The following is a 21,586-nucleotide window of genomic DNA, read 5'->3' on the forward strand; positions in this document are numbered from 1 at the left end:
GGGCGCTCATGCCGGATCCTTCGTGACGGCGGCGAGCGCGCGTCGGACCTGAGAGACCGTCAGCCACTCCTGCGGCGCCAGGATCTTCGCGACCTGCGGTGCGAACGCCGGTGAGGAGACGACCACTTGGGCCGTCGGCCCGTCGGCGACGATCTCGCCGTCGGCCAGGATCACCACCCGAAGCGCGAGTTCGGCGGCCAGCTCCACATCGTGGGTGGCCAGCACGATCGCGTGCCCCTCGGCGGCGAGCGCGCGCAACACGTCCACGAGACGGGCCTTCGCCGCGTAGTCGAGACCGCGCGTCGGCTCGTCCAGGAGCAGCAGCGGGGGCCGGCCCGTCAGTACGATCGCCAGCGCCAGGGCCAGCCGCTGCCCCTCCGACAGATCACGCGGGTGTGTCCCGTCGGGCACGTGCGGCAGCAGCTCGTCGACCAGCGCGCGGCAACTGCCGGGCGCGGCACCCGCGTCGGTGTCCGCCGCCGCGCACTCGGCGGCGACCGTGTCCGCGTACAGCAGGTCGCGCGGCTCCTGCGGGACGAGCCCGACCTGGCGGATCAGCTCGCGCGGATGCGTACGGTGCGGGGTGTGCCCGCCGACGGTGACGGATCCCGACGAGGGCTCGACCATGCCGACGAGGGTGGCGAGCAGGGTGGACTTGCCCGCGCCGTTACGGCCCATGAGCGCGACGGTCTCGCCGGGGGTGACGGTGAGGTCGATACCGCGCAGCGCCTCGATCCGGCCGCGCCGCACGCCGAGCCGGGTGACCGACGCGACCTCGGTGCCCGGCGGTCGGGGTTCCGGCGGCCGGCGGTGCAGCAGGCGGCCGAACGCGGTACGGGCAGTGCCGGGCCGGGACGGCGGCACGGTGGTTCCCGCGACCGGTTCGCCCGCCGACGGGGGCCCCGCTGCGGCGAGTTGGGCGCGCAGGCCGCCCGCCCCGCGGCGGGCGTCCCGTACGGACAGCGGCAGCGGGTCCCAGCCGGCCAGCCTGCCGAGCGCCACCACCGGCGGGCACACGGGGGAGACGGCCATGATCCGCTCAGGCCCGCCGACGACCGGCGCCTCGCCGGGGCCGGGGAGGAGGATGACCTGGTCCGCGTACTGCACGACCCGCTCCAGCCGGTGCTCGGCCAGCAGCACGGTCGTCCCCAGGTCGTGCACGAGGCGTTGCAGCACGGCCAGTACTTCCTCGGCCGCCGCCGGGTCGAGCGCGGACGTCGGCTCGTCCAGGACCAGCACCTTGGGGTGCGGTGTGAGCACCGAGCCGATCGCGACGCGCTGTTGCTGGCCGCCGGAGAGGGTAGCGATCGGGCGGTCGCGCAGCTCGGCCAGGCCGAGCAGGTCCAGGGTCTCCTCCACGCGGCGCCGCATCACGTCGGGGGCCAGGCCCAACGACTCCATGCCGTAGGCCAGTTCGTCCTCGACCGTGTCGGTGACGAAGTGGGCGAGCGGGTCCTGGCCCACCGTGCCGACGAGATCGGCGAGTTCGCGCGGCTTGTGGGTGCGGGTGTCGCGGCCGTCGACGGTGACCCGGCCGCGCAGCCTGCCGCCGGTGAAGTGCGGGACGAGGCCGGACACCGCGCCCAGCAGGGTGGACTTGCCGACGCCGGAGGGGCCGACGACCAGCACCAACTCGCCCTCGGGGACGGTGAGATCCACCCCCCGCGATGCGCCGAGGGCGGGGGCCGGCGCGTCGGCGTAGGTCACCGACACCCGCTCGAACCGGATCACCGGGTCTTCTCCTTGGGAGTATGGGGGGAAGGCTGGGGTGCGACGAAGGCCGGGAGCAGGCCGAGCAGGATGCCCGCGGCGGGCCAGAGCGGCAGACCGGGTGTCACGAGCGGTACGACGCCGGGGTGCAGCCCCTCCGGGTCGTACGCGCTCGCCCGGATCATCAGCGCGGCGACGGCCGCGCCGGATCCCGCGACGAGCCAGGCCCTGACGCCCCACAGGTCGGGGCGGTAGCGCGTACGGACCGAACGGCGCCCGCCGAGCCGCAGACCGGCGAGCGCGGCGAGGAGCCCGATACCGAGGAGGGGCAGGCCGTAGACGGCGCCTTCGGCGGCGAGGAGCCCGTACGTGCCCGCGCAGACGCCGAGGAGACCGCCGAGCGTGAGCACGGTGGTGGTGTGGCGAACCGCGGGGGGTACGGCGGCCGTCCGGCCGTATCCACGCGCGTCCATCGAAGCGGCGACGGCGACGGACCGCTCCAACGCGCCTTCCAGGACGGGCAGTCCGATCTGGAGGACGGCCCTCACCCCGCCGGCCGGCCGGCCGCGCAGCCGGCGGGCGGTGCGCAGGCGCAGGACGTCGGCGACCATGTTCGGCGCGAAGGTCATGGCGACGACGACGGCGACACCCGCCTCGTACAGCGCGCCCGGCAGGGACTTGAGCAGCCTGGCCGGGTTGGCGAGCGCGTTCGCCGCGCCCACGCAGATGAGGAGCGTGGCGAGCTTGGCGCCGTCGTACAGGGCGAACACCAGCTGCTCGGCCGTCACCCGGCCCCCGATCCGGATGCCCTTCGCCCAGTCGGGCAGGGGCAGTTCGGGCAGGGTGACGATCAGATGCGAGCCGGGGATCGGTGAGCCGAGGAAGGCGGAGAAGACGAGCCGCACGACGATGACGGCGAGCCCGAGCTTGACGAAGGCCCCGTAGGAGCGGGCCCACGGCGCGTCGGTCCGCCGGGCGGCGACGACGTATCCGGCCACGCCGACGAGGAGCCCGAGGAGCAGCGGATTGGTGGTCCGCGAAGCGGCCACGGCCAACCCGAGCGCCCACAGCCACCAGGCCCCGGCGTGCAGGGCGTTGCTCCGGGTGGCCCGGGGCGCACGAAGGAAACCCCCACCGCCCCGGCCGCCCCGCCCCGTGCCCGCCTGGGCGGGCCGTCTCGGGGTCGGCCCGGCGGCGCGTCCGGGGCCCGGGTTCGGGGCTGTGCCCGTGCTTGTCGGTGTGCCCGGGGTGGGGTCGGTGGGGTTGTTGGTGGCCGTGCTCGTGCCCGTCTCGGTGGCGTGTTCCGGGGCGGGATGCGTTCCGGTGTAGGCGCCGGTTGGCACGCGTGAGTGCGGGTCGGCGGGGGTGCCTGCTTCGGCGGCGCGTCCGGGGTCCGGGTTCGAGGCTGTGCCCGTGCTTGTCGGTGTGTCCGGGGTGGGGTCGGTGGGGTTGTTGGTGGCCGTGCTCGTGCCCGCCTCGGTGGCGCGGCCCGTAGGGGGATGCGTTTCGGTGCCCGTGTCTGTGTCCGTCTTGGTGGCGTGTTCCGGGGCGGGATGCGTTCCGGTGTAGGCGCCGGTTGGCGCGCCTGAGTTGCCACCGGCAGTCGCGTTCGTGGGCGACACCGCGTCCGGCCCCGTAGGCGCCTCGCCCTCGCCCTCGCCGTCGGCCGTGGTCCGGTCCGCGCCCGAGGCCGCTTCCGGCCCCGGTGGTGAACCCGCCCCGCGAGCGCGGCGTCCGCCCGCGGCCCGGTCAGGCGCGGCGACGGCGGGCCTGCCAGACGGCGGCCGTGGCGAGGGTGAGTACTGCCGCGGCTCCGGCGAAGATGCCGACCGACGGAGTGTCTCCGCCGGCCTCGTCGGTCTCGTCGGCCTTGTCGTCCTTCTGGAGGCCGCCCGTGGCGCGGGAAGCCGTGGGGGCCGGGGCCGGGGCGTCGCCCGAGATCTGTTCGCCGCAGCCCGACTTCGGGTAGCCCGTGATCCCGCACAGCAGCGCTTCGCTGTTGTAGCGCAGCGGCTTCGCCACCGCCGCCAGCGCGTCCGCGCTCGTCGCCTCCGCGCCCACCCGCGCGCACGCGGCGCGCGGCGCCGGTGGCTTCTCGCCGTCCGGTGCGTCCGCCGCCGTGCCCGGGTCGACGACCACCGCGACGCGCTTGCCGCCGGACTTCGCGGGCGTGGACCCGCAGACGGCGGCGAAGTCCGGTGTCTCGCGTGGCTTCGCCGCGTCCTGGCTGTCCGCGCTGACCGCGAAGCGGAAACCGTTGACCGCGCCGTCGGCGGGGCGGGCCAGGGCCGGTCCCTGCGTGGCGTACGTCCACGCCGAGCCGTCGCTCTCCCAGAACGACCAGTAGCGGTAGCCGGCCGCGTGGGCCGTCCCCGTGCCCGGCACCGTCAGCGCTCCGGTGAACGCGAACAGGACGGCGACGAGGGAGACGACTCGCCTCATGACCGGCGCCGCTTCGCCCGCATGACGAACAGCGTCCGGATCGCGAACGCGGCGACGAGCCCGATGGCGATTGTCCACAGGTTCCCGGACATGCTGCTCCTCTCCTCCTTCTGGTCCGACAGCACCTTCTGCTGCTCGGCGGTCGTCAACGGCTTGGGCCCGATCCACTTGGGCGCCGGCCCCGTCGCGTTGAGCGCCTTGACCAGATCGGTGCCGCCGAACGTACGCGGATCGGTGCTCGTCGTATGCGCGGCGAAGATCAACTGGGCGTACGCGGCGGGGCCGTTCTGCTTCGCCCAGCCGGCCGCGTTCTTCTCCAGCCACTTCATCGAGGCCGCGGCCTGATCGCCGTACCCCGCCGTCGTCAGCGCGACGACCGCGTCCGCCGTGTTGCCGTAGTCGGGCAGCGGCGCCGAGTCCTCGGCACCGGGCATGGGCGGCTGGTCGAGATGACCGGTCCCGGCGAGCGCCTTCACCAGATACGCCGCGCCGTTGCGCGCCGCGCGCTCCGGCGTGAGCGGGTGCAGGTCCTGGCAGTCGGGCGCCGGGCCGGGCTCGACGCCCGTCGTGACCATCCGCTTCCCGACCCCGCCGAGCAGACCGGCGGCCGTGGCATCGGCGTTGGGGAGTAGCTTGCCGGACGTGTCCGGCTGGTAGCCGAACGCGCCGCCGCCCTCCTTCGCGTCGCAGGGGATCGCGAAGCCGATCAGCGCCTGGTACGGGGACCGTCCGTCCGTCGACACCCTCTTGCCCACCGGGGCACCGCCCGCGGCCAGTGCTCCTATCACCAGCGCCGTGGAGTTGGCGTCGCTGGGGGCGCCCGCGCTGTAGCCCCAGCCGCCGTCCTTGTTCTGCGCGGAGGCGAGCCAGCTCATGCCGTTGTTCATGGCGTCGGGGTACTTGGCGAGGGCGGCCAGTGTCTGTACGGCCGCGGCGGTCGAGTTGGTGTCGACGACCGTCGTCGCGTCGCACGGCTTCGTGGGAGCGGGGCGGTACGCCGGGAAGGCACCGCTGTCGCACTGCTGGCCGAGCAGCCACTTGACGGCGGACTTGGCGGGCATGACGTTCACGGCGCGCTGCGCCAGCATCGCGAGGGACTGCCGCCAGACGCCGTCGTAGGTCGGGTCCGTGGTGCCGTACATCCCGGCGGGGAGTTCGACCGGGGGTGCGGCGGGAGCCCGCTCGTCGGTGGAGGCGGAGGCGTCGGCCGGGGCGGCGGCGGAGGCCGCGGAGGGGACGGCGGCCACGCACAGGACGGCGAATGCGGCGCACGCGGCTGCGCTGCGCGCCGCGCGGCGGCGAACGGTGATCATGGCGGGTGGAGCCTCTCCTGCGGAATGCGGAATGCGGAATGCGGAATGCGGGAACGCGGGAACCGGGCAGGCACGCTGAGGCACCAGGCTCCGGCTCCGTATGCCTCGACGGTGCCGGCCACCGGCGGTTCCGGTGGCGCGAGCCGGTCACGTCCACGTCCGGGGTGGTCCGACTCGCCGCCCGCGAGGGCGGCTCACGGTTGCGGGTCAGCGCCGGATTCGCACCGGCTTCCCCCCGTACGGGCATGATGACGACGCGCTCACTCTACCGGCCCCTTTTCGGCCGCCCGGGACGCCGCCGCCGACTCCGTGAGCGACCTCGGCGACCCCGGCCGGATGTCGGATTCGTCCCCAATGGCCGGTCGGGGTGGGCCGACCCGGCCGCCGCCCGGCGGCGGACGCTTCCTGACGCTCCGTCAGAAACCGTGCCGCCCCGCCGTGTCCGGCAGCGCCGCACGGGCCGGTCGTGGCGCGAATCACCCCCGGCCGCCCCTCTGCGCGTCGCTACCTGCCGGTAGATTCGAGACTTCCGGTGTCCTCCCGTCCACCCGACCGTCCCCCGACGGGAACTTGTTCCGGATTGACGCGAGCGGTTACGCTCCGGTGAAAGTGAAGTGAGAAGTGAGGGCCGAGAGTGACCGCTGAGGCCATAGAGGCGGGTACCCCCGCGACGCCCGCAGCCACCTCCGGTGCGCCGGACCGGCCGCTGCGCATCGCGCTCCTCACCTACAAGGGCAACCCCTTCTGCGGCGGCCAGGGCGTCTACGTACGACACCTCTCGCGCGAGCTGGCCCGCCTCGGGCACAGCGTCGAGGTCATCGGCGCCCAGCCCTACCCCGTACTCGACGAGGGCGTCCCGCTCACCGAACTCGGCAGTCTCGACCTCTACCGGCAGCCCGACCCGTTCCGGACACCGAAGCGCGGCGAGTACCGCGACTGGATCGACACCCTCGAAGTCGCCACCATGTGGACCGGCGGCTTTCCCGAGCCGCTGACCTTCTCGCTGCGGGCCCGCCGTCATCTGGCCGCCCGCCGGGGCGAGTTCGACGTCGTGCACGACAACCAGACGCTCGGCTACGGGCTCCTCGGCGACCTCGGCGCCCCCCTCGTCACCACCATCCATCACCCCATCACCGTCGACCGGCGGTTGGAGATCGACGCCGCCGACGGGTGGCGCGCCCGCGCCTCCGTACGCCGCTGGTACGGCTTCACCCGTATGCAGAAGCGCGTCGCGCGCCGGCTGCCCGCCGTGGTCACCGTCTCCGGGAGCTCGAAGCAGGAGATCACCGACCACCTCGGGGTACGGCCCGACCGCATAGGGGTCGTCCATATCGGCGCCGACACCGGCCTGTTCTCGCCGGACCCCGCCGTACCGGAGATACCGGGCCGCATCGTCACCACCTCCAGCGCCGACGTGCCGCTCAAGGGTCTGATCCATCTCGTCGAGGCGCTGGCCAAGCTCCGCACGGAGAATCCACACGCGCATCTCGTCGTGGTCGGCAAGCGCGCCGAGGACGGGCCGGTCTACCGGGCCATCGAGAAGTACGGTCTCGGCGACGCCGTCCAGTTCGTCAAGGGCATCTCCGACGCCGAACTGGTCGATCTCGTGCGCGGCGCGCAGATCGCCTGTGTGCCGTCCCTGTACGAGGGGTTCTCGCTGCCCGCCGCCGAGGCCATGGCCACCGGCACCCCACTGGTCGCCACCACCGGCGGCGCGATCCCCGAGGTCGCGGGGGCCGACGGCGAGACCTGTCTGGCCGTGCCGCCCGGCGACGCGGACGCGCTGGCCGGCGCGCTCAACAGACTGTTCCACGACCGGGAGTTGCGCGAGCGGCTGGGAGCCGCGGGACGTGAGCGGGTGCTGAGCCGGTTCACCTGGGCGCGCGCCGCCGAGGGCACCGTCGAGTCGTACCGCGCGGCCGTCGCCGCCCGCGCGGGGGCGGCACGCTGATGGGGGACGCAGCCTCATCCCGGTGTCCTTCGCCCTGTCCGGCCAAGCCCTGTCCAGCGAAGCCCTGACCGGCCAACTGTCCGTCCGGCCGTCGGTCCGGCCGTCGGTCCGGCCGTCCGACGGATTCGTAGCCCGCCGCGTACTCCGACCTTGTATCCGACCCTTGTATCCGACCCCGCACCCCGACCGCGAAAGCAGGAACCCGTGCTGACCGTGGACTTCTCCCGTTTCCCGCTCGCCGCCGGCGACCGGGTGCTCGATCTGGGGTGCGGCGCGGGCCGGCACGCCTTCGAGTGCTACCGGCGCGGCGCCCAGGTCGTGGCCCTCGACCGGAACGGTGCGGAGATCCGCGAGGTCGCCACGTGGTTCGCCGCGATGAAGGAGGAAGGTGAGGCGCCGTCCGGCGCCACCGCCACCGCGATGGAGGGGGACGCGCTGAACCTCCCCTTCCCCGACGAGTCCTTCGACGTCGTGATCATCTCCGAGGTCATGGAGCACATCCCCGACGACAAGGGCGTACTCGCCGAGATGGTCCGCGTCCTGCGGCCCGGCGGCCGGATCGCCGTGACCGTGCCCCGGTACGGCCCCGAGAAGGTCTGCTGGACACTCTCCGACGCGTACCACGAGGTCGAGGGCGGCCATATCCGCATCTACAAGGCCGACGAACTGCTCGACCGGATGCGGGAGGCCGGGCTCAGGCCGTACGGCACGCATCACGCGCACGCCCTGCACTCGCCGTACTGGTGGCTCAAGTGCGCCTTCGGCGTGGACAACGACCAGGCGCTGCCCGTCCGCGCTTACCACAAGCTGCTCGTCTGGGACATCATGAAGAAGCCCTTCGCGACCCGCTTCGCCGAGCAACTGCTCAACCCGGTCGTCGGCAAGAGCTTCGTCGCCTACGCCACCAAGCCGCACCTGCCCACGGCGGAGGGCAAGTGACGTTGCCCGGTCGCGGCCCCGACCGCACCGAACACCTCGTCCTGCCCGGTGTCCTGACGGTGGATCAGGCGGACGAGACCGTCGCCGGCATCCTCGCCGTGCAGCGTTCCGACGGTGCCATCCCCTGGTTCCGTGGCCACCACCTCGACCCGTGGGACCACACCGAGGCCGCCATGGCGCTCGACGCGTCCGGCGAACACGAGGCCGCGGCGCGCGCGTACGAGTGGCTGGCGCGGCATCAGAACGAGGACGGGTCCTGGTACGCCGCCTACGACGACGGCGAGGCCGCCCGGCCCACCGACCTGAGCCGGGAGAGCAACTTCTGCGCGTATCCCGCCGTCGGGGTCTGGCACCACTATCTGGCCACCGGCGACGAGGCGTTCCTCGACCGGATGTGGCCCGTCGTGCACTCCGCCGTCGAGTTCGTCCTGGCGCTCCAGCGGCCCGGCGGGCAGATCGGCTGGAAGCGCGAGGCCGACGGCACCGCCGTCGACGACGCGCTGCTGACAGGCAGTTCGTCCGTGCACCAGGCGCTGCGCTGCGCGCTCGCCATCGCCGAGGAGCGCGAAGAGGCGCAGCCCGACTGGGAGTTGGCGGCCGGATCGCTGGCGCACGCGATCCGCGAGCACCCCGAACGCTTCCTCGACAAGAGCCGCTACTCGATGGACTGGTACTACCCGGTCCTCGGCGGCGCGATGACCGGACCGCAGGCCAAGGCCCGCATCGAGGAGGGCTGGGACCGCTTCGTCGTCCCGGAACTCGGGGTGCGCTGCGTACTGCCCAACCCGTGGGTGACCGGCGGTGAGAGCTGCGAACTCGCCCTGGCGCTCTGGGTGGTGGGCGAGTCGGACCGGGCGCTGGACGTACTCCAGTCCATCGGGCATCTGCGCGCGGACGGTGGACTGTACTGGACGGGCTATGTCTTCGAGGGTGAGAAGGCCGTCTGGCCCGAGGAGTTGACGAGCTGGACGGCGGCGTCACTGCTGCTGGCCGTGGCCGCGCTCGGGGGGGACGAGGCGACCACGGCGGTATTCAGCGGTGAGAGGCTGCCGTCCGGACTTGAGCCGGACTGCTGCGGACGGGTCGGCTGAGGCCGAATTCTGACGGTGCGTCAGACCCGGCGGATCCGGCCGGCCAGTCCGTGGCCGATGAACAGGTAGACCACGGCCGCGAGACCGTAACCGCACACCACCCGTGCCCATGCCTCGTCGAAGGTGAACAGGTCGTAGGACCAGCCGGCGAGCCAGCGTGCCGCGTCCTGGATGAAGTTCACCAGGTCGTTGGCGCGGTTGGCGTCCAGCAGGTACATCAAAATCCACAGGCCCAAGATGAAGGCCATGACATCCGCGATCACTATGAGGATCGTGGCTGCTGCGCTGCTTCCACTGCGTTGACGTGAGGCCATGACGACCGTGTTGCCGCTTCCGGGCGGGTGAAACCCTTACCCGGCCCACATGCTCTGTCTGGTAAACGCCGACGGCCCCCCGCCCGGTAGGGGCGGGGGGCCGTCGGCGGTGTGCGTGTCGCTCAGCCGCGCTGGATGCCGGTCGTGTCCTGGAGCAGACCGCGACGGCCGTCCTGCGTCTGGGCGATGAGACCCGGACCACGCTGCTCGACGGCCAAGTACCAAGTACCGGGAGCGAGTTCCGCGATCGGGGACGGCGAGCCGTCCTCGCCGTACAGGGGACGGGCGACCGGCACGGCGAACCAGAACGGCTCGAAGTCAGCGGCGGGCGCGCCGTCCTGCCGACCCGGAGCCCCCGGCTGTCCGCCCTGCGAGGGCTGCCCGGGACCGGGCTGACCCGGCTGGGGGCCGCCGTACGCGGGCTGCGGCTGACCCGGCTGGCCACCGTACGGCCCCTGCTGGGCGCCCGGGTAGCCGTAGCCCTGGCCGGGGTGGCCCGGCTGGCCGTACGGCGAAGCGACCTGCGGCTTCGGGGCGCCGACGAGAGGCGCCTTGAGGGCGGGAACGAGCGGGGTGGCGAGTGCGCCCGCGGCGAGAACGATGGTGGAGAGCAGGCCGAGGATCATGCCCGCGCCCGCGTTGTCCGCGTCGATGATGTTCCAGAACGCCGTCCACAGCGCGAACACGGTCAGGGCGACACCGAACTGACCGAGGTCCAGACCGGCCACCTTGCGGCCCGGCATGGCGCGTCCGACGACGATGAGCGCAGCACCGATGATTCCGGCGATGAACATGCTCATCAGAAGACCGAGTTCGTCCCAGGCGTTCGAGCTGAAGTTCGAGCAGTCGACGCCCTGCGGGCAGTCGATACCGATCAGGTCGAGGAACGAGGCGATGAACAGCACCACCGCTGCTCCGATCACCATGCCATCGCCTCGAGTGAGGGAGCGGATGTTCACGTGAAGAGTCCTTCGTAGATCGTCTCGTCGGGCGGTCGCGACCGGCGCGAGGGCGACGGTGCGAAGTGCGAAGCTCGGGGGCGGCTCCCTATCGTACGGATGAATCTACCGTCTGCCCGAGCGGGTCGTCTTCTCGGTTCCGGGCCACCTCATGAGAGGACAACGGCAAGCACTCCAACGGTTGCGGGAGTGCGCGCCGAAGAATCGATCGCGGTCTTTTCGTTGTGAATCCGTTGCCGTTTCCGGCTGTTCGGGCGGTGTTCCCCACGCGTTACCGCCAGTTGTCCCCGTCCGCTGTTTCCGGCGTGCCGCTATCGCTTCAGGAAACCGCTGATGCCGTCGGCCATTCCCCGCGCCGCCTTCTGGCGCCAGTCGGCGTCCGTCAGAAGGGCGATGTCCTTGGCGTCACGCATGTTGCCGCACTCGACGAAGACCTTGGGCACGGTCGACAGATTCAGTCCGCCGAGGTCGTCGCGGACATCAAGTCCCGTGCCCCCGCCGACGTAATTGGAGGGAGCGCTTCCGGTCGCGCGTACGAAATTGCCCGCGATGCGTTCGCCGAGATCGCGCGAGGGTCCCACGATCTTTGTGGTGTCCGCCCCGCCCGACTTCACCAGTGCGGGGAGGATGACATGGAAGCCGCGGTTGCCGACGGCCGAGCCGTCCGCGTGGATGGAGATCACGGCATCGGCACCGGCCTTGTTGCCGATTTCCGCGCGCTCGTCCACACACGGTCCCCACGGGCGGTCGTTCTCGTGTGTGAGTTTCACCGTCGCGCCCTCTTTACGGAGGAGAGTGCGGAGGCGCTGTGAAACATCGGCGGTGAATTCGGCCTCTGTGTAACCGGTGTTGCCCGAGGTGCCCGTGGTGTCGCATTCCTTGCGGTTGGTTCCGATGTCCACGAGCTTGTTGATCTCGGTGGTGTGCTTGAAGTTGCCCGGGTTGTGGCCGGGGTCGATGACGACGATCCGTCCGGCGAGCGGCCCCTCGCCGGGAACGGGACGGGCGTCCCCCGGCGCCCCGTCGTCGCCCGGCCCGGACTTCGACGGGGATGCCGGCGGCGACTTCGAGGTGGACGGGGACGTCCTCGGCTCGGGGCCGGGGGAGCCGGGGCGCTCGGCGGCGGCGGATGTGCTCGCGGCACGGGCGGAGGGCTCGTCGTCGGACCCGCCGGTGGTCTGCCAGATCATCCACCCGGCGAAGGCGCCGGGCACCAGGGCCCCGATCGTGAGGACGAGGGTGCTCCGCGGGATCCGGCGGCGCGGGGCGGGGGAGTGGCTTTCGTCGTACGACACCCGGCGATGCTAGTCCGTGCGGGACGGAGCGTCAGGTTCCGGCGCCGGTACGTCGCAGGACTCGCAGAGACTCGTGCGTCGAGACCTCGGCGAACGCGCCGGACGCCAGGGCCCGCAGCCACACGCGGTACGGCGCCTGTCCGCCGTCCGCCGGGTCGGGGAACACGTCGTGGACGATCAGCAGCCCGCCCTCGGCGAGATGCGGTGCCCAGCCCTCGTAGTCGCCGTTCGCGTGCTCGTCGGTGTGGCCGCCGTCGATGAACACCAGACCCAGCCGGCCGCCCCAGACGGCGGCTACCTGCGGGGAGCGTCCGACGAGCGCCACGACATGGTCTTCGAGACCGGCCGCGTGCAGCGTGCGGCGGAAGGACGGCAGGGTGTCCATCCGGCCGACCTCGGGGTCCACGACCGACGGGTCGTGGTACTCCCAGCCGGGCTGCTGCTCCTCGCTGCCGCGGTGGTGGTCGACGGTGAGCGCGGTGACACCGGCGGCGCGGGCGGCGTAGGCGAGCAGGATCGTGGAACGGCCGCAGTACGTGCCGACTTCGAGCAGCGGCAGCCCGAGAGCGGCGGCCTCGGTGGCGGCGGCGTACAGCGCGAGACCTTCACCGGTCGGCATGAAGCCCTTGGCGGACTCGAAGGCGGCGAGGACGTCGGGGGAGGGGGTGGGGGCGGTCCCGGCGGTCATGCGGTCCTCCTGCGGGGCGCTTGGTGCGGTCGTAGTACGGCCATGTTCCCGTACGCCTTACTACGAGCGCACCGCGGCCCGCGGCGCCAGGACCAGGTCCACCTCCACCGCGACAGCCCCGCCGAGATACGTCACCGGGTGGGCGTACGGGGCGTGGCCCGTGGCCGAGCCCGCCAGGACGTACCGGCCGGCCGCCGGGGCCGCGAGCGTGTACCGGCCCTCGTCGTCCGCCGTGGTGAGACCCGCCTGACGGCCCCCGGGGTCGATCAGCGTGACGTTCGCCCGCGAGACGGGCACGCCGTCGGCGTCGAGCACCCGGCCGTGGAAACCCCGGAGGTCGCGCGCGGCGACGTCGTCCTCGCTGCTCGCCAGCAACTCGGTCCGGGCCGACGCCTTGTGGGACGGCAGGAACGCCGCCAGCGCCAGACCACCGAGCACGGCGACGGTGGCGATCACGAACGAGATGCGGAAGCCGTGCAGGCTGGGCACCGCCGTGGGACCCGTACCGATCGCCGTACGCGCCAGCACCATCCCGATGACGGCGCTGGAGACCGACGTACCGATCGAACGCGCCAGCGTGTTCAGCCCGTTGGCCGCGCCGGTCTCCTTCGGGTCGACCGCCCCGACGATCAGGGCGGGCAGCGAGGAGTACGCGAGACCGATGCCCGCGCCGAGGATCACCGAGATCACGACGGTCTGCCAGGCGGCGCTCATCATGAGCAGCCCCGCGCCGTAGCCGATCGCGATGACGGCCATGCCGATCATCAGCGAGACCTTGGGGCCGCGCCGCGCCGAGATCCGGGCGTACACCGGCGCGACGAACATCATCGTCAGACCGAGCGGGGCGACGCACAGGCCCGCGACCACCATCGACTGGCCGAGGCCGTAACCGGTGGAGGTGGGGAGCTGGAGCAGCTGCGGAAGGATCAGCGACACCGCGTAGAACGCGACGCCGACCATCACCGAGACGAGGTTGGTCAGCAGCACCTCGCGGCGCGCGCTGGTGCGCAGGTCCACGAGCGGGGCCTTCAGCCGCAGCTCCATCCAGCCCCACAGGCCGAGGATCACGACGGCCGCACCGAACAGCCCGAGCGTCGTGGCCGAGGTCCAGCCCCAGGTGCTGCCCTTGGTGACCGGCAGCAGCAGGGCGACGAGGCCCGCGGAGAGTCCGAGCGCGCCGAACCAGTCGAACGTGCCGCCGGCCCGGACCGAACTCTCCGGTACGACGAGGACGGTCAGCACCATCGACACCACGCCGAGCCCGGCGGCGCCGAAGAACAGCGTGTGCCAGTCGGCGTGCTGGGCGACGAACGCGGCGGCGGGCAGGGCGAGTCCGCCGCCCACACCGATCGACGAACTCATCAGCGCCATCGCCGAGCCGAGCTTCTCGCGGGGCAGCTCGTCGCGCATGATGCCGATGCCCAGGGGTATGGCGCCCATCGCGAAGCCCTGGAGGGCGCGGCCGGCGATCATCACCGTCAGATCGTCCGTGAACGCGCAGACCAGCGAGCCGACGACCATGACGGCGAGACTCGCGAGCAGCATCCGGCGCTTGCCGTAAAGATCGCCGAGCCGCCCCATGATCGGGGTGGACACCGCACCGGCGAGGAGAGTCGCGGTGATGACCCACGTCGCGTTGTCGGGCGAGGTGCGGAGCAGCGCGGGCAGATCCTTGATGATCGGGACGAGCAGGGTCTGCATGACGGCGACGGTGATGCCGGCGAACGCGAGTACGGGGACGACACCGCCGGTCCCCCGCTTACGCGGAACGGCCCCGGGGAGGGGGCCGGATCCGGCGTACTGGTCAGGCGTCGCTTGTGGCATAGGTGAAGCCTCCGGGCAGGCGAAGAGTGAGCAAGGCCATCAAAAAGGGTGCTTGAGGCCACTAAGTAGATGGGAGCTGAACGCTTCCTGGTGGCCGGGTATTCCTGCCCCCCCCGTGTACCGGGGACCCCGGCGCTCGCCGCGCACGGGCACAGGCGCTACTTCCCGGACGGGCCCTAGGTCCTGTGGCCCCGCCGGGTACGACGATATCCCCATGTACGGGGCAGGGGTGGGGGTGTAACTATTACCGCCATGGCCCACGTCCCGGCAGACACCGCACCCGAAACCGATCCCCGGCCCCGGACCGGGGCCGAGCACGGCGCCGTCGGCTCGCGGTCGACCCGTACCTGGGCCGTCATCCTCGCCGCGTGCGCCGGGCAGTTCCTCGTCGTCCTCGACGTCTCGGTCGTGAACGTCGCCCTGCCGTCGATGCGCACCGACCTCGGCCTCAGCACCATCGGGCTCCAGTGGGTGCTCAACGCCTACTCGATCGCCTTCGCCGGGTTCATGCTCCTCGGTGGCCGTGCCGCCGACATCTTCGGGCGCAAGCGGATGTTCCTCGCCGGGCTCGGTGTCTTCACCGCCGCGTCCCTGGCCGGCGGTCTCGCGCAAGAGGGCTGGCAACTGCTCGCCGCCCGTGGTGTGCAGGGGCTCGGCGCCGCCGTACTGGCCCCCGCGACCCTCACCATCCTGACCGCCGCCGTCCCCGCCGGACCGGCCCGGACGCGGGCCATAGCCACCTGGGCGGCCGTCGGCGCCGGCGGCGGCGCGGCGGGCGGGCTCGTCGGCGGCGTCCTCACCGACCTGCTGTCCTGGCGCTGGGTGCTGCTGATCAACGTGCCCGCCGGCGCCCTGGTCCTTGTCGCCGCCGTGCTGTGGCTGACGGAGAGCCGGGCCACGGAGGCGCGGCGCCGGCTGGACCTGCCGGGCGCCGTACTCGTCACCGGCGGTCTCGCCGTCGTCGCCTACGGCATCGTGCAGACCGAGCAGGCCGGCTGGGGCGCCGCGGCGACACTCGTGCCGCTGCTCGGAGGACTGCTGCTGCTCGCGGCCTTCCTGGTGGTGGAGGCGCGTACGAAGGTGCCGCTGATGCCGTTGAGACTCTTCCGGGTACGGGCGGTGTCGGCGGCCAACGCGGGGATGCTGGTGACCGGTTCGGCGTCGTTCGCGATGTGGTTCTTCATGACCGTCTACGCCCAGAACGTCCTCGGCTACACCCCCCTCGAAGCGGGCCTCGCGCTCATACCCAGCTCGCTGAGCGTCGTGCTCGGCTCCAAACTGGCGCCCCTGCTGATGCGGCGCGTCGGCGCCCGGCACGTCGCGGTCCTCGGCGCGCTCGTGGGCGCCGCCGGATTCGGCTGGCAGTCGATGATGACCGCCGACGGCACCTTCCTCAGGACGATCCTGGGACCCGGCATCCTGATGATGGCCGGCGCCGGGCTGGCCATGACACCGCTCGCCGCCCTCGCGACGGGGAGCGCCGCACCCGGCGAGGCCGGCCTCGTCTCCGGCCTGGTGAACACCTCGCGGACCATGGGCGGGGCCATCGGCCTCGCGGTCCTCTCGACGGTCGCGGCGGCGCGGACGTCGCACGGGACCGGGCCCGGCGCGCTCACCGAGGGGTACGCGCTGGCCTTCAGGACCGGCTCGGGGCTGCTGCTCGTGGCGGCCGTGCTGATGTTCTTCTGGCTGCCGCGCCACTCCGACACGTAACGCCCCGCCGGGCCGGGTGCGGTCAGAGCCAGCCCTGTTGACGGGCGGCCCGTACGGCCTCCATGCGGTTGCGCGTGTGGGTCTTGCCGATCGCCGACGAGAGGTAGTTCCGTACGGTCGACTCGGACAGATGCAGCCTCGCCGCGATGTCGGCGACCGTCGCCCCGTCCACGGAGGCGTTCAGCGCGTCCCGTTCACGCGCGGTCAGCGGGCTCGGCCCCGCGCTGAGCGCGGCGGCGGCCAGCGCCGGATCGACGACGGTCTGCCCCGAGAGCACCCGCCGGATCGACTCGGCCAGCTCCTCCACCGGTCCGTCCTTGACCAGGAACCCGGCGGCCCCCGCCTCCATGGCCCGGCGCAGATAGCCCGGCCTGCCGAAGGTGGTGAGGATCAGCACCCGGCAGTCGGGGAGCGTGTCGCGCAGATCGGCGGCGGCGTCCAGACCGCTGCGGCCGGGGAGTTCGATGTCGAGGAGCGCCACGTCGGGGCGTGCGGTGAGCGCGGTGGCGACGATGGCGTCCCCGGTGGACACCTGGGCGACCACCTCGATGTCCCTCTCCATGCCGAGCAGGAGCGCGAGGGCGCCGCGCATCATGCCCTGGTCCTCCGCGAGAAGGACTCTGATCATGCCGGTCGCTCCGATTCCGTGAGTGAGGGTGACGGTGCGGGTGAGGCTGTTGCCGTCGTGGGTCCGTCGGTCGCGGGATCCACCGGGAGCACGGCCGTCACCCGGAAGCCGCCGCTCGGCGCCGGTCCCGCTTCGAGTGAGCCGCCCGCCGCGGCCAGCCGCTCGGTGAGGCCCTTGAGCCCCGTCCCCCTGCTGTCCGTCTCCCTGCCGCCGCCCGTATCGACGGCCGGTCCGGAGCGTACGCCGCGACCGTTGTCCGCGATCACCAGCCGGACCTGTTCCGGCGCGCCGTTCACCGTGATCTCGCACCGGGTCGCCCCGCTGTGCCGTACGGCGTTGGTGACGGCCTCCCGTACGACCCAGCCGAGCAGCGCCTCCGTACGCGGCCCCAGCGGCGGCCCCGACTGCCGTACGACGGGCTCGATCCCGGCGGCGGTCAGCGCGGAGCGCGCCCGGTCCAGCTCGGTGGACAGGCTGCCGTCGCGGTAGCCGGTGACGGCCTCGCGGATCTCCGTCAGCGCCTGCCGGCCGACGGACTCGATGTCGGTGATCTGTTCCAGCGCCGCGTCCATGTCGCGCGGCGCGAGCCTGCGCGCGGCCTCCGACTTCACCACGATCACGGACAGGGTGTGGCCGAGCAGGTCGTGCAGGTCGCGGGAGAAGCGCAGCCGCTCCTCCTCGACGGCCGAGCGCGCCAGCTCCTGCCGGGTGGCTCGCAGCTCCACGATCGTCTCGGACAGGGCGAGGATCGCCGCGGTGACCAGCATCGAGATGACCGTGCCGTACGCGATGGTGACCGCGCCCCAGCCGTCGTGGAGCGCCGCGACGACCGCGACCGCCACCGTCAGCGGCGCGCCGACCAGGACGAGGGACCGGCCACGCAGCACCGTGCCGCAGGCGAGTCCGAACAGCGGGAAGAACAGCAGCCAGCTGCCGCCGTAGGCGCCGCCGAGGCCGAACGTCAGCACGGCCATCCCGGCGAGCGACCACCAGGTGGCCGCACTGTTGCGCGCCATTGGGTGGAAGGCCCGGAACACCACGCTGATGTAGAGGGAGTTGAAGACCAGCAGACCGATGGCGCCGAACCAGGGGTTGGGGGTCTCGCCCTGCACGAGGTTGGAGAAGGAGCCGAGGCCCAGCAGGAGCCACGGCAGCATGGCGAAGCCGGAGGCCGGGCCCGGCCGTTGCCGGCGTCGTGCCTTGGTCGCTCTGTCGCTCATGCCGTCCTCGCAGACTTGCGGTAGGACGTCACAGCGTACGAACCGAACGCCGCCAGCCAGCCGAGGAGTACCGCGACCGCCGGGATTCCGGGGGCGTGGCCCTCGGTCGTCGCCCAGCCGAGTTCGGCGAAGCCGTGGGCGGGCGTGTACCCGGCCACCGCCCGGAGCCAGCCCGGGAAGGCATCGATCGGGAACCAGAGCCCGCCGATGACCGCGAGACCCATCAGAGCGGCCACGTTGACCACCCCTGCGGTCTGCGCGGAGAGCCGGTAGCCGTTGCCGATCCCGAACAGCGTGAACGGCAGCGTGCCCACCCACAGCAGCAGGACCAGCACCACCCACTGCCATGCGTCGAGCCGTACACCGTTGGCCAGGGCGCCGGCCGTCAGGACCGCCAGGATCGCGGGCAGGACGGTCACCGAGCTGGTGACCGCGCGGCCGAGTACGACCTGGCGGGGCCGCATGGGGGTGATGCGCAGCTGGCGCAGCCAGCCGAGCGAGCGGTCCTCGGCGATGCCCGTGCCGACGCTGACGGCGGCGCCGAGCGCGCCGTAGGCGGCCATGCCGACCATGGCGATCGTCTTCCAGGCGCCTTCGCCGTCCTCAGCGGCGCCGAGGTTGGTGAACAGCAGATACATCAGCACGGGCATCCCGGCGCTGAAGACCACGAATCCCGGGTCGCGCAGTGTGCGCCGCACTTCGAGCCTGACGTAGTCGAGCATCACACCGTCTCCTTCGCGTCCTGGGCAGCGGTGAACTTCGCGTCCCGCGGCGCGGTGAGCGCGAGGAACGCGTCCTCCAGCGTGGCGTGGGCGACCTCCAGGCCCCTGACCCTGCCGAGGCCGACCAGCGCCATCACGGTCGCGTCGGAGTTGTCCGTACGCAGCCGGGCCCGGTCGCCCCGTACCTCCACCGACACGACGCCCGGCAGTGTGCCGAGCCCTGCCGTGCCGCGCCCCGCCAGGTCGAAGGCGACGAGATGGCCGCCGCCGACCGTCCTCTTGATGCGCTCGCCGCTGCCGTCGGCGACGATCCGGCCGTGGTCGATGACGACGATCCGGTCGGCGTTCTCGTCGGCCTCCTCCAGGTGGTGCGTGGAGAACAGGACGGTGTTGCCCCGGCGGGCGTAGGCCCGCATCGACGCCCAGAACGCGCGCCTGGCCCGCACGTCGAGCGCCGCCGTCGGCTCGTCCAGGACGATCAGCTCGGGGCTGCCCGCCAGGGCGACCGCGAAGCGGACGCGCTGCCACTGGCCGCCGGAGAGCTTGTCGACGCGGCGGGCGGCGAGTTCGGTGAGCCCGGCGAGGCGCAGGGCCTCGGGGACGGGCAGCGGGTGCGGGTAGGTGCTCGCGACGAACGAGACGAGTTCGCGCACCGTCGCGCGGCGGACCGGGCCGCCGTCCTGGAGCATCGCGCCGACCCGGCCCGACCGCACCGCGCGCTCGGGGGTGTCGCCGAAGAGGCGGACGCGGCCGCTGTCGGGCTCGTCGAGGCCGAGCAGGAGGTTGATGGTGGTGGACTTGCCCGCGCCGTTGCGGCCGAGGAGGGCGATGGTCTCGCCGCGCGCCATGTCCAGATCGACGCCGGCCACCGCGCGTACGGCGCCGAAGGACTTGACGGCTCCTTCGACGCTCACCGCGCGCTCTGTTGCTCTGGTCTCTGTCATGCCGACGACGCTACGGAGAGCGGGTGGGCCCCCGGCAGATGCGCATGTACGGACTCGGCCGGGACAAATGTCCTGCCGAGGATCGCCGGGCGGGCCGTATACGCGGCCCGCCCGGCGACCCTAGGCCGCCTCGGAGTTGTCGCCGGGACGGCGGTGCCGTCCGTGTGCCGACGCCTGCGAGTCGTCCGTCGCGGCGGCGCCGCCCCGGTGTTTTCCGTGGCCGTTGTCGTCCCGGTCGCCGACCGTCTGGTGCGGACGGTTCTGGGCCGTGTCTGTTCGGCTTTCAGACATGTGGGAAGTCACCCCGTTGAATCGCTGATATTCGCTGCTGTCACTGCTTGTGACACACGGGAGCCGACCGTCCCCGTACCGACCGGCCGGACCCGCGCCAAAATTCTAACCAGCCCTATCCGGCGGCCGTACGCCCGGTGAGGGGTGCCTGCTGCAAGGGAACCGGCTTGCACGCGGGGCGAGTTGGCGGGCGCGGGGACCCATTCCCCTCCGCGGCCTCCGGTTGTGCGGGTTCTGTGGGCGATTCGGGCCGTACGTCCTGCGGTGCGGGCTGCCAGGTGTCCATCGGTACGTCCCGCGGTACGTCGCGCGGCACCTCCAGCCGGGCCACGCCGCACGGCATCGTGCCCGTGGCGTACGGCAGTTGGAGCACCCCGTCCCGCGACCACAGCCCGGCCCCGGCCAACCAGCCGTCCGGCGCGGCCTGTTGATGGAGTTGCCGGCCCGACGGCCGCCATGTCCCCACCCAGGTCCCGCCCGGTCCGTCGATCCGCAGCGCGACCGCGCAGCTCTCGGGCATCAGTACCTGCCCCGGCTGGACGGCGAACGGCGTGACCACGCGGTCCGCCGGCCGCAGGCACTCCGGGAAGCGCACCGGCCGCGCGCTGCCCAGCACGCCCCAGCCGAGCCGGTCATGGCCCGGCGCGTCCGAACGGATCAGCAGCAGACCGCTGTCGGCGTCGGCCAGCAGCAGCCGGTCGTTGCTTCCCTCGGTGATCTGGAGCAACGGGCTGACCTCGCCGCCCCGCTCCAGATCGACGGCCACGGCCTTGACCACGCCGCCCAGTTCGCGGTCGAGGGCCAGCAGCCGCCCCGTACGGTCGAGCCAGACCCCGCCCGTACAGCGCCCGCGCACGGTCGCGACCGGTTCCGGTCCGAAGGCGCCGCCCGCCACCAGCCAGACGGTGGTGCCGTGTTCGCCGGGCGCCAGCGCGTAGGCGCTCGTGCCGTCGGGCGACGGCGGCAGCAGGGTCAGCTCGGGGCACTCGACCGCGCCCAGCGGCAGCTCACCCGTCACCGGCCCCGTCGGATAGAGCAGCGAGAACGCCTGCCGCTCCGCCACCCGCCGGTGGATCAGCACCCGCCCGTCGGCCAGCGGCAGCACCTCGGCGTCGGGCTCCTCGGGCTGGTCGAGGGGAAGCGGTACGGCGTACGGCTCCGGCCCGTCGAGCGTCCACCGCTCGGGGAACCAGGCCGCGCTCTCCGCCGCCTCGCCCTCCTGGGAAGGCTCGTCGCCACCAAGGGTCAGCCGCGCCGCGTACGAACCGTCCGCCGCGATCGCGATCCCCGCCCGCCTCCCGGCCTCGTCCGCCGGGGCGGACCCGGTACTCTCCACGCTGTCAATGACACAGGCTGTCATCGCTCCGTCACCTCCGGCGACGACGCTAGGTTCGCACTCGCTGCCGAACAACACGGGACCGGCCGCTTCACACGTAAGGGTGGCCGGTCGAGGGTTCGGCTGAGGGGGAGGGGGCGGCTGTGCTGAGCCGGGCGAACGTGGGTCCGCCGCCGGGCGGGCGGTGGGATGCCGGAGGAGTCGCT

19 protein-coding genes and 1 riboswitch are annotated in these 21,586 nt (G+C 72.6%); of the genes, 4 read left to right on the top strand and 15 right to left on the bottom strand.

Annotated elements, in window-relative coordinates; genetic code table 11:
- Window positions 1-6 precede the first annotated feature (6 nt).
- The 4 genes from P3L51_RS10110 to P3L51_RS10125 form a co-directional block, all read right to left on the bottom strand.
- Complete coding sequence (locus P3L51_RS10110) at window positions 7-1,731, bottom strand: ABC transporter ATP-binding protein (protein WP_354604778.1); 1,725 nt, start codon at window positions 1,729-1,731, stop codon at window positions 7-9.
- The gene (locus P3L51_RS10115) at window positions 1,728-2,801 is read right to left on the bottom strand and encodes an energy-coupling factor transporter transmembrane protein EcfT (protein ID WP_354604822.1); all 1,074 of its coding nucleotides are present in this window, start codon (window positions 2,799-2,801) and stop codon (window positions 1,728-1,730) included. The genes P3L51_RS10110 and P3L51_RS10115 overlap by 4 nt, the downstream gene beginning before the upstream one ends.
- Before the next feature lie 658 nt (window positions 2,802-3,459).
- Entirely contained in the window at window positions 3,460-4,152 is a 693-nt protein-coding gene (locus P3L51_RS10120) for an SCO2322 family protein (protein WP_354604779.1), read from the bottom strand.
- Entirely contained in the window at window positions 4,149-5,462 is a 1,314-nt protein-coding gene (locus P3L51_RS10125) for an SCO2321 family membrane protein (RefSeq protein ID WP_354604823.1), read from the bottom strand. The genes P3L51_RS10120 and P3L51_RS10125 overlap by 4 nt, the downstream gene beginning before the upstream one ends.
- Before the next feature lie 165 nt (window positions 5,463-5,627).
- A riboswitch (cobalamin riboswitch) is annotated at window positions 5,628-5,700 on the bottom strand.
- Between the two features lie 399 nt (window positions 5,701-6,099).
- Between P3L51_RS10125 and P3L51_RS10130 the strand changes: the two genes are divergently transcribed.
- The 3 genes from P3L51_RS10130 to P3L51_RS10140 all read left to right on the top strand — a co-directional run bounded on the left by P3L51_RS10130 (window position 6,100) and on the right by P3L51_RS10140 (window position 9,446).
- The gene (locus P3L51_RS10130) at window positions 6,100-7,416 is read left to right on the top strand and encodes a glycosyltransferase family 4 protein (RefSeq protein ID WP_354604780.1); all 1,317 of its coding nucleotides are present in this window, start codon (window positions 6,100-6,102) and stop codon (window positions 7,414-7,416) included.
- A gap of 204 nt (window positions 7,417-7,620) precedes the next feature.
- The gene (locus P3L51_RS10135) at window positions 7,621-8,355 is read left to right on the top strand and encodes a class I SAM-dependent methyltransferase (RefSeq protein ID WP_354604781.1); all 735 of its coding nucleotides are present in this window, start codon (window positions 7,621-7,623) and stop codon (window positions 8,353-8,355) included.
- Between the two features lie 2 nt (window positions 8,356-8,357).
- A complete protein-coding gene (locus P3L51_RS10140) occupies window positions 8,358-9,446 on the top strand; it encodes a prenyltransferase/squalene oxidase repeat-containing protein (RefSeq protein WP_435594418.1) in 1,089 nt (362 codons plus the stop codon).
- Between the two features lie 20 nt (window positions 9,447-9,466).
- On the opposite strand, the gene P3L51_RS10145 is transcribed toward P3L51_RS10140, so the two are convergent.
- The 5 genes from P3L51_RS10145 to P3L51_RS10165 all read right to left on the bottom strand — a co-directional run bounded on the left by P3L51_RS10145 (window position 9,467) and on the right by P3L51_RS10165 (window position 14,526).
- On the bottom strand, window positions 9,467-9,760 hold the full coding sequence (locus P3L51_RS10145; RefSeq protein ID WP_354604783.1) for a hypothetical protein: 294 nt from the start codon (window positions 9,758-9,760) through the stop codon (window positions 9,467-9,469).
- A 122-nt stretch (window positions 9,761-9,882) separates the two neighbouring features.
- Window positions 9,883-10,686, bottom strand: coding sequence for a hypothetical protein (locus P3L51_RS10150; RefSeq protein WP_354604784.1), 804 nt, complete (start codon window positions 10,684-10,686; stop codon window positions 9,883-9,885).
- 344 nt (window positions 10,687-11,030) lie between these two features.
- On the bottom strand, window positions 11,031-12,014 hold the full coding sequence (locus P3L51_RS10155) for an N-acetylmuramoyl-L-alanine amidase (protein WP_354604785.1): 984 nt from the start codon (window positions 12,012-12,014) through the stop codon (window positions 11,031-11,033).
- Between the two features lie 31 nt (window positions 12,015-12,045).
- Window positions 12,046-12,702: a class I SAM-dependent methyltransferase gene (locus tag P3L51_RS10160; protein WP_354604786.1), complete on the bottom strand. Its 657-nt coding sequence runs from the start codon at window positions 12,700-12,702 to the stop codon at window positions 12,046-12,048.
- 60 nt (window positions 12,703-12,762) lie between these two features.
- Window positions 12,763-14,526 (bottom strand): MFS transporter, encoded by a 1,764-nt coding sequence (locus P3L51_RS10165; RefSeq protein ID WP_354604787.1) that lies wholly within the window; start codon window positions 14,524-14,526, stop codon window positions 12,763-12,765.
- A 252-nt stretch (window positions 14,527-14,778) separates the two neighbouring features.
- Here P3L51_RS10165 and P3L51_RS10170 point away from each other — a divergent pair, with 252 nt between their 5' ends.
- The gene (locus P3L51_RS10170; protein ID WP_354604788.1) at window positions 14,779-16,239 is read left to right on the top strand and encodes an MFS transporter; all 1,461 of its coding nucleotides are present in this window, start codon (window positions 14,779-14,781) and stop codon (window positions 16,237-16,239) included.
- Window positions 16,240-16,261: 22 nt separating this feature from the next.
- Here P3L51_RS10170 and P3L51_RS10175 read toward each other — a convergent pair whose 3' ends face one another.
- The 6 genes from P3L51_RS10175 to P3L51_RS10200 form a co-directional block, all read right to left on the bottom strand.
- The gene (locus tag P3L51_RS10175) at window positions 16,262-16,867 is read right to left on the bottom strand and encodes a response regulator (protein ID WP_354604789.1); all 606 of its coding nucleotides are present in this window, start codon (window positions 16,865-16,867) and stop codon (window positions 16,262-16,264) included.
- Complete coding sequence (locus P3L51_RS10180; protein WP_354604790.1) at window positions 16,864-18,087, bottom strand: sensor histidine kinase; 1,224 nt, start codon at window positions 18,085-18,087, stop codon at window positions 16,864-16,866. The genes P3L51_RS10175 and P3L51_RS10180 overlap by 4 nt, the downstream gene beginning before the upstream one ends.
- Window positions 18,084-18,809: an ABC transporter permease gene (locus P3L51_RS10185; protein WP_354604791.1), complete on the bottom strand. Its 726-nt coding sequence runs from the start codon at window positions 18,807-18,809 to the stop codon at window positions 18,084-18,086. The genes P3L51_RS10180 and P3L51_RS10185 overlap by 4 nt, the downstream gene beginning before the upstream one ends.
- Window positions 18,809-19,753, bottom strand: coding sequence for an ABC transporter ATP-binding protein (locus P3L51_RS10190; protein WP_354604792.1), 945 nt, complete (start codon window positions 19,751-19,753; stop codon window positions 18,809-18,811). Before P3L51_RS10190 ends, P3L51_RS10185 begins: the two co-directional genes overlap by 1 nt.
- 120 nt (window positions 19,754-19,873) lie before the next feature.
- Window positions 19,874-20,044 (bottom strand): hypothetical protein, encoded by a 171-nt coding sequence (locus P3L51_RS10195; RefSeq protein WP_354604793.1) that lies wholly within the window; start codon window positions 20,042-20,044, stop codon window positions 19,874-19,876.
- 115 nt (window positions 20,045-20,159) lie between these two features.
- The gene (locus P3L51_RS10200) at window positions 20,160-21,404 is read right to left on the bottom strand and encodes a hypothetical protein (protein WP_354604794.1); all 1,245 of its coding nucleotides are present in this window, start codon (window positions 21,402-21,404) and stop codon (window positions 20,160-20,162) included.
- Between the last annotated feature and the right edge of the window lie 182 nt (window positions 21,405-21,586).

Origin of the sequence: Streptomyces panacea, assembly GCF_040560175.1 — a bacterium.
GTDB classification, from domain to species: Bacteria; Actinomycetota; Actinomycetes; order Streptomycetales; family Streptomycetaceae; genus Streptomyces; species Streptomyces panacea.

What these genes read in the sequence shown, in the direction of transcription:
- P3L51_RS10120 (WP_354604779.1), bottom strand. Translation starts at nt 4,152, where the DNA reads ATGAGGCGAGTCGTCTCCCTCGTCGCCGTCCTGTTCGCGTTCACCGGA.
- P3L51_RS10145 (WP_354604783.1), bottom strand. Translation starts at nt 9,760, where the DNA reads ATGGCCTCACGTCAACGCAGTGGAAGCAGCGCAGCAGCCACGATCCTC.
- P3L51_RS10150 (WP_354604784.1), bottom strand. Translation starts at nt 10,686, where the DNA reads ATGGTGATCGGAGCAGCGGTGGTGCTGTTCATCGCCTCGTTCCTCGAC.
- P3L51_RS10160 (WP_354604786.1), bottom strand. Translation starts at nt 12,702, where the DNA reads ATGACCGCCGGGACCGCCCCCACCCCCTCCCCCGACGTCCTCGCCGCC.
- P3L51_RS10165 (WP_354604787.1), bottom strand. Translation starts at nt 14,526, where the DNA reads ATGCCACAAGCGACGCCTGACCAGTACGCCGGATCCGGCCCCCTCCCC.
- P3L51_RS10170 (WP_354604788.1), top strand. Translation starts at nt 14,779, where the DNA reads ATGGCCCACGTCCCGGCAGACACCGCACCCGAAACCGATCCCCGGCCC.
- P3L51_RS10175 (WP_354604789.1), bottom strand. Translation starts at nt 16,867, where the DNA reads ATGATCAGAGTCCTTCTCGCGGAGGACCAGGGCATGATGCGCGGCGCC.
- P3L51_RS10180 (WP_354604790.1), bottom strand. Translation starts at nt 18,087, where the DNA reads ATGAGCGACAGAGCGACCAAGGCACGACGCCGGCAACGGCCGGGCCCG.
- P3L51_RS10185 (WP_354604791.1), bottom strand. Translation starts at nt 18,809, where the DNA reads ATGCTCGACTACGTCAGGCTCGAAGTGCGGCGCACACTGCGCGACCCG.
- P3L51_RS10190 (WP_354604792.1), bottom strand. Translation starts at nt 19,753, where the DNA reads ATGACAGAGACCAGAGCAACAGAGCGCGCGGTGAGCGTCGAAGGAGCC.
- P3L51_RS10195 (WP_354604793.1), bottom strand. Translation starts at nt 20,044, where the DNA reads ATGTCTGAAAGCCGAACAGACACGGCCCAGAACCGTCCGCACCAGACG.
- P3L51_RS10200 (WP_354604794.1), bottom strand. Translation starts at nt 21,404, where the DNA reads ATGACAGCCTGTGTCATTGACAGCGTGGAGAGTACCGGGTCCGCCCCG.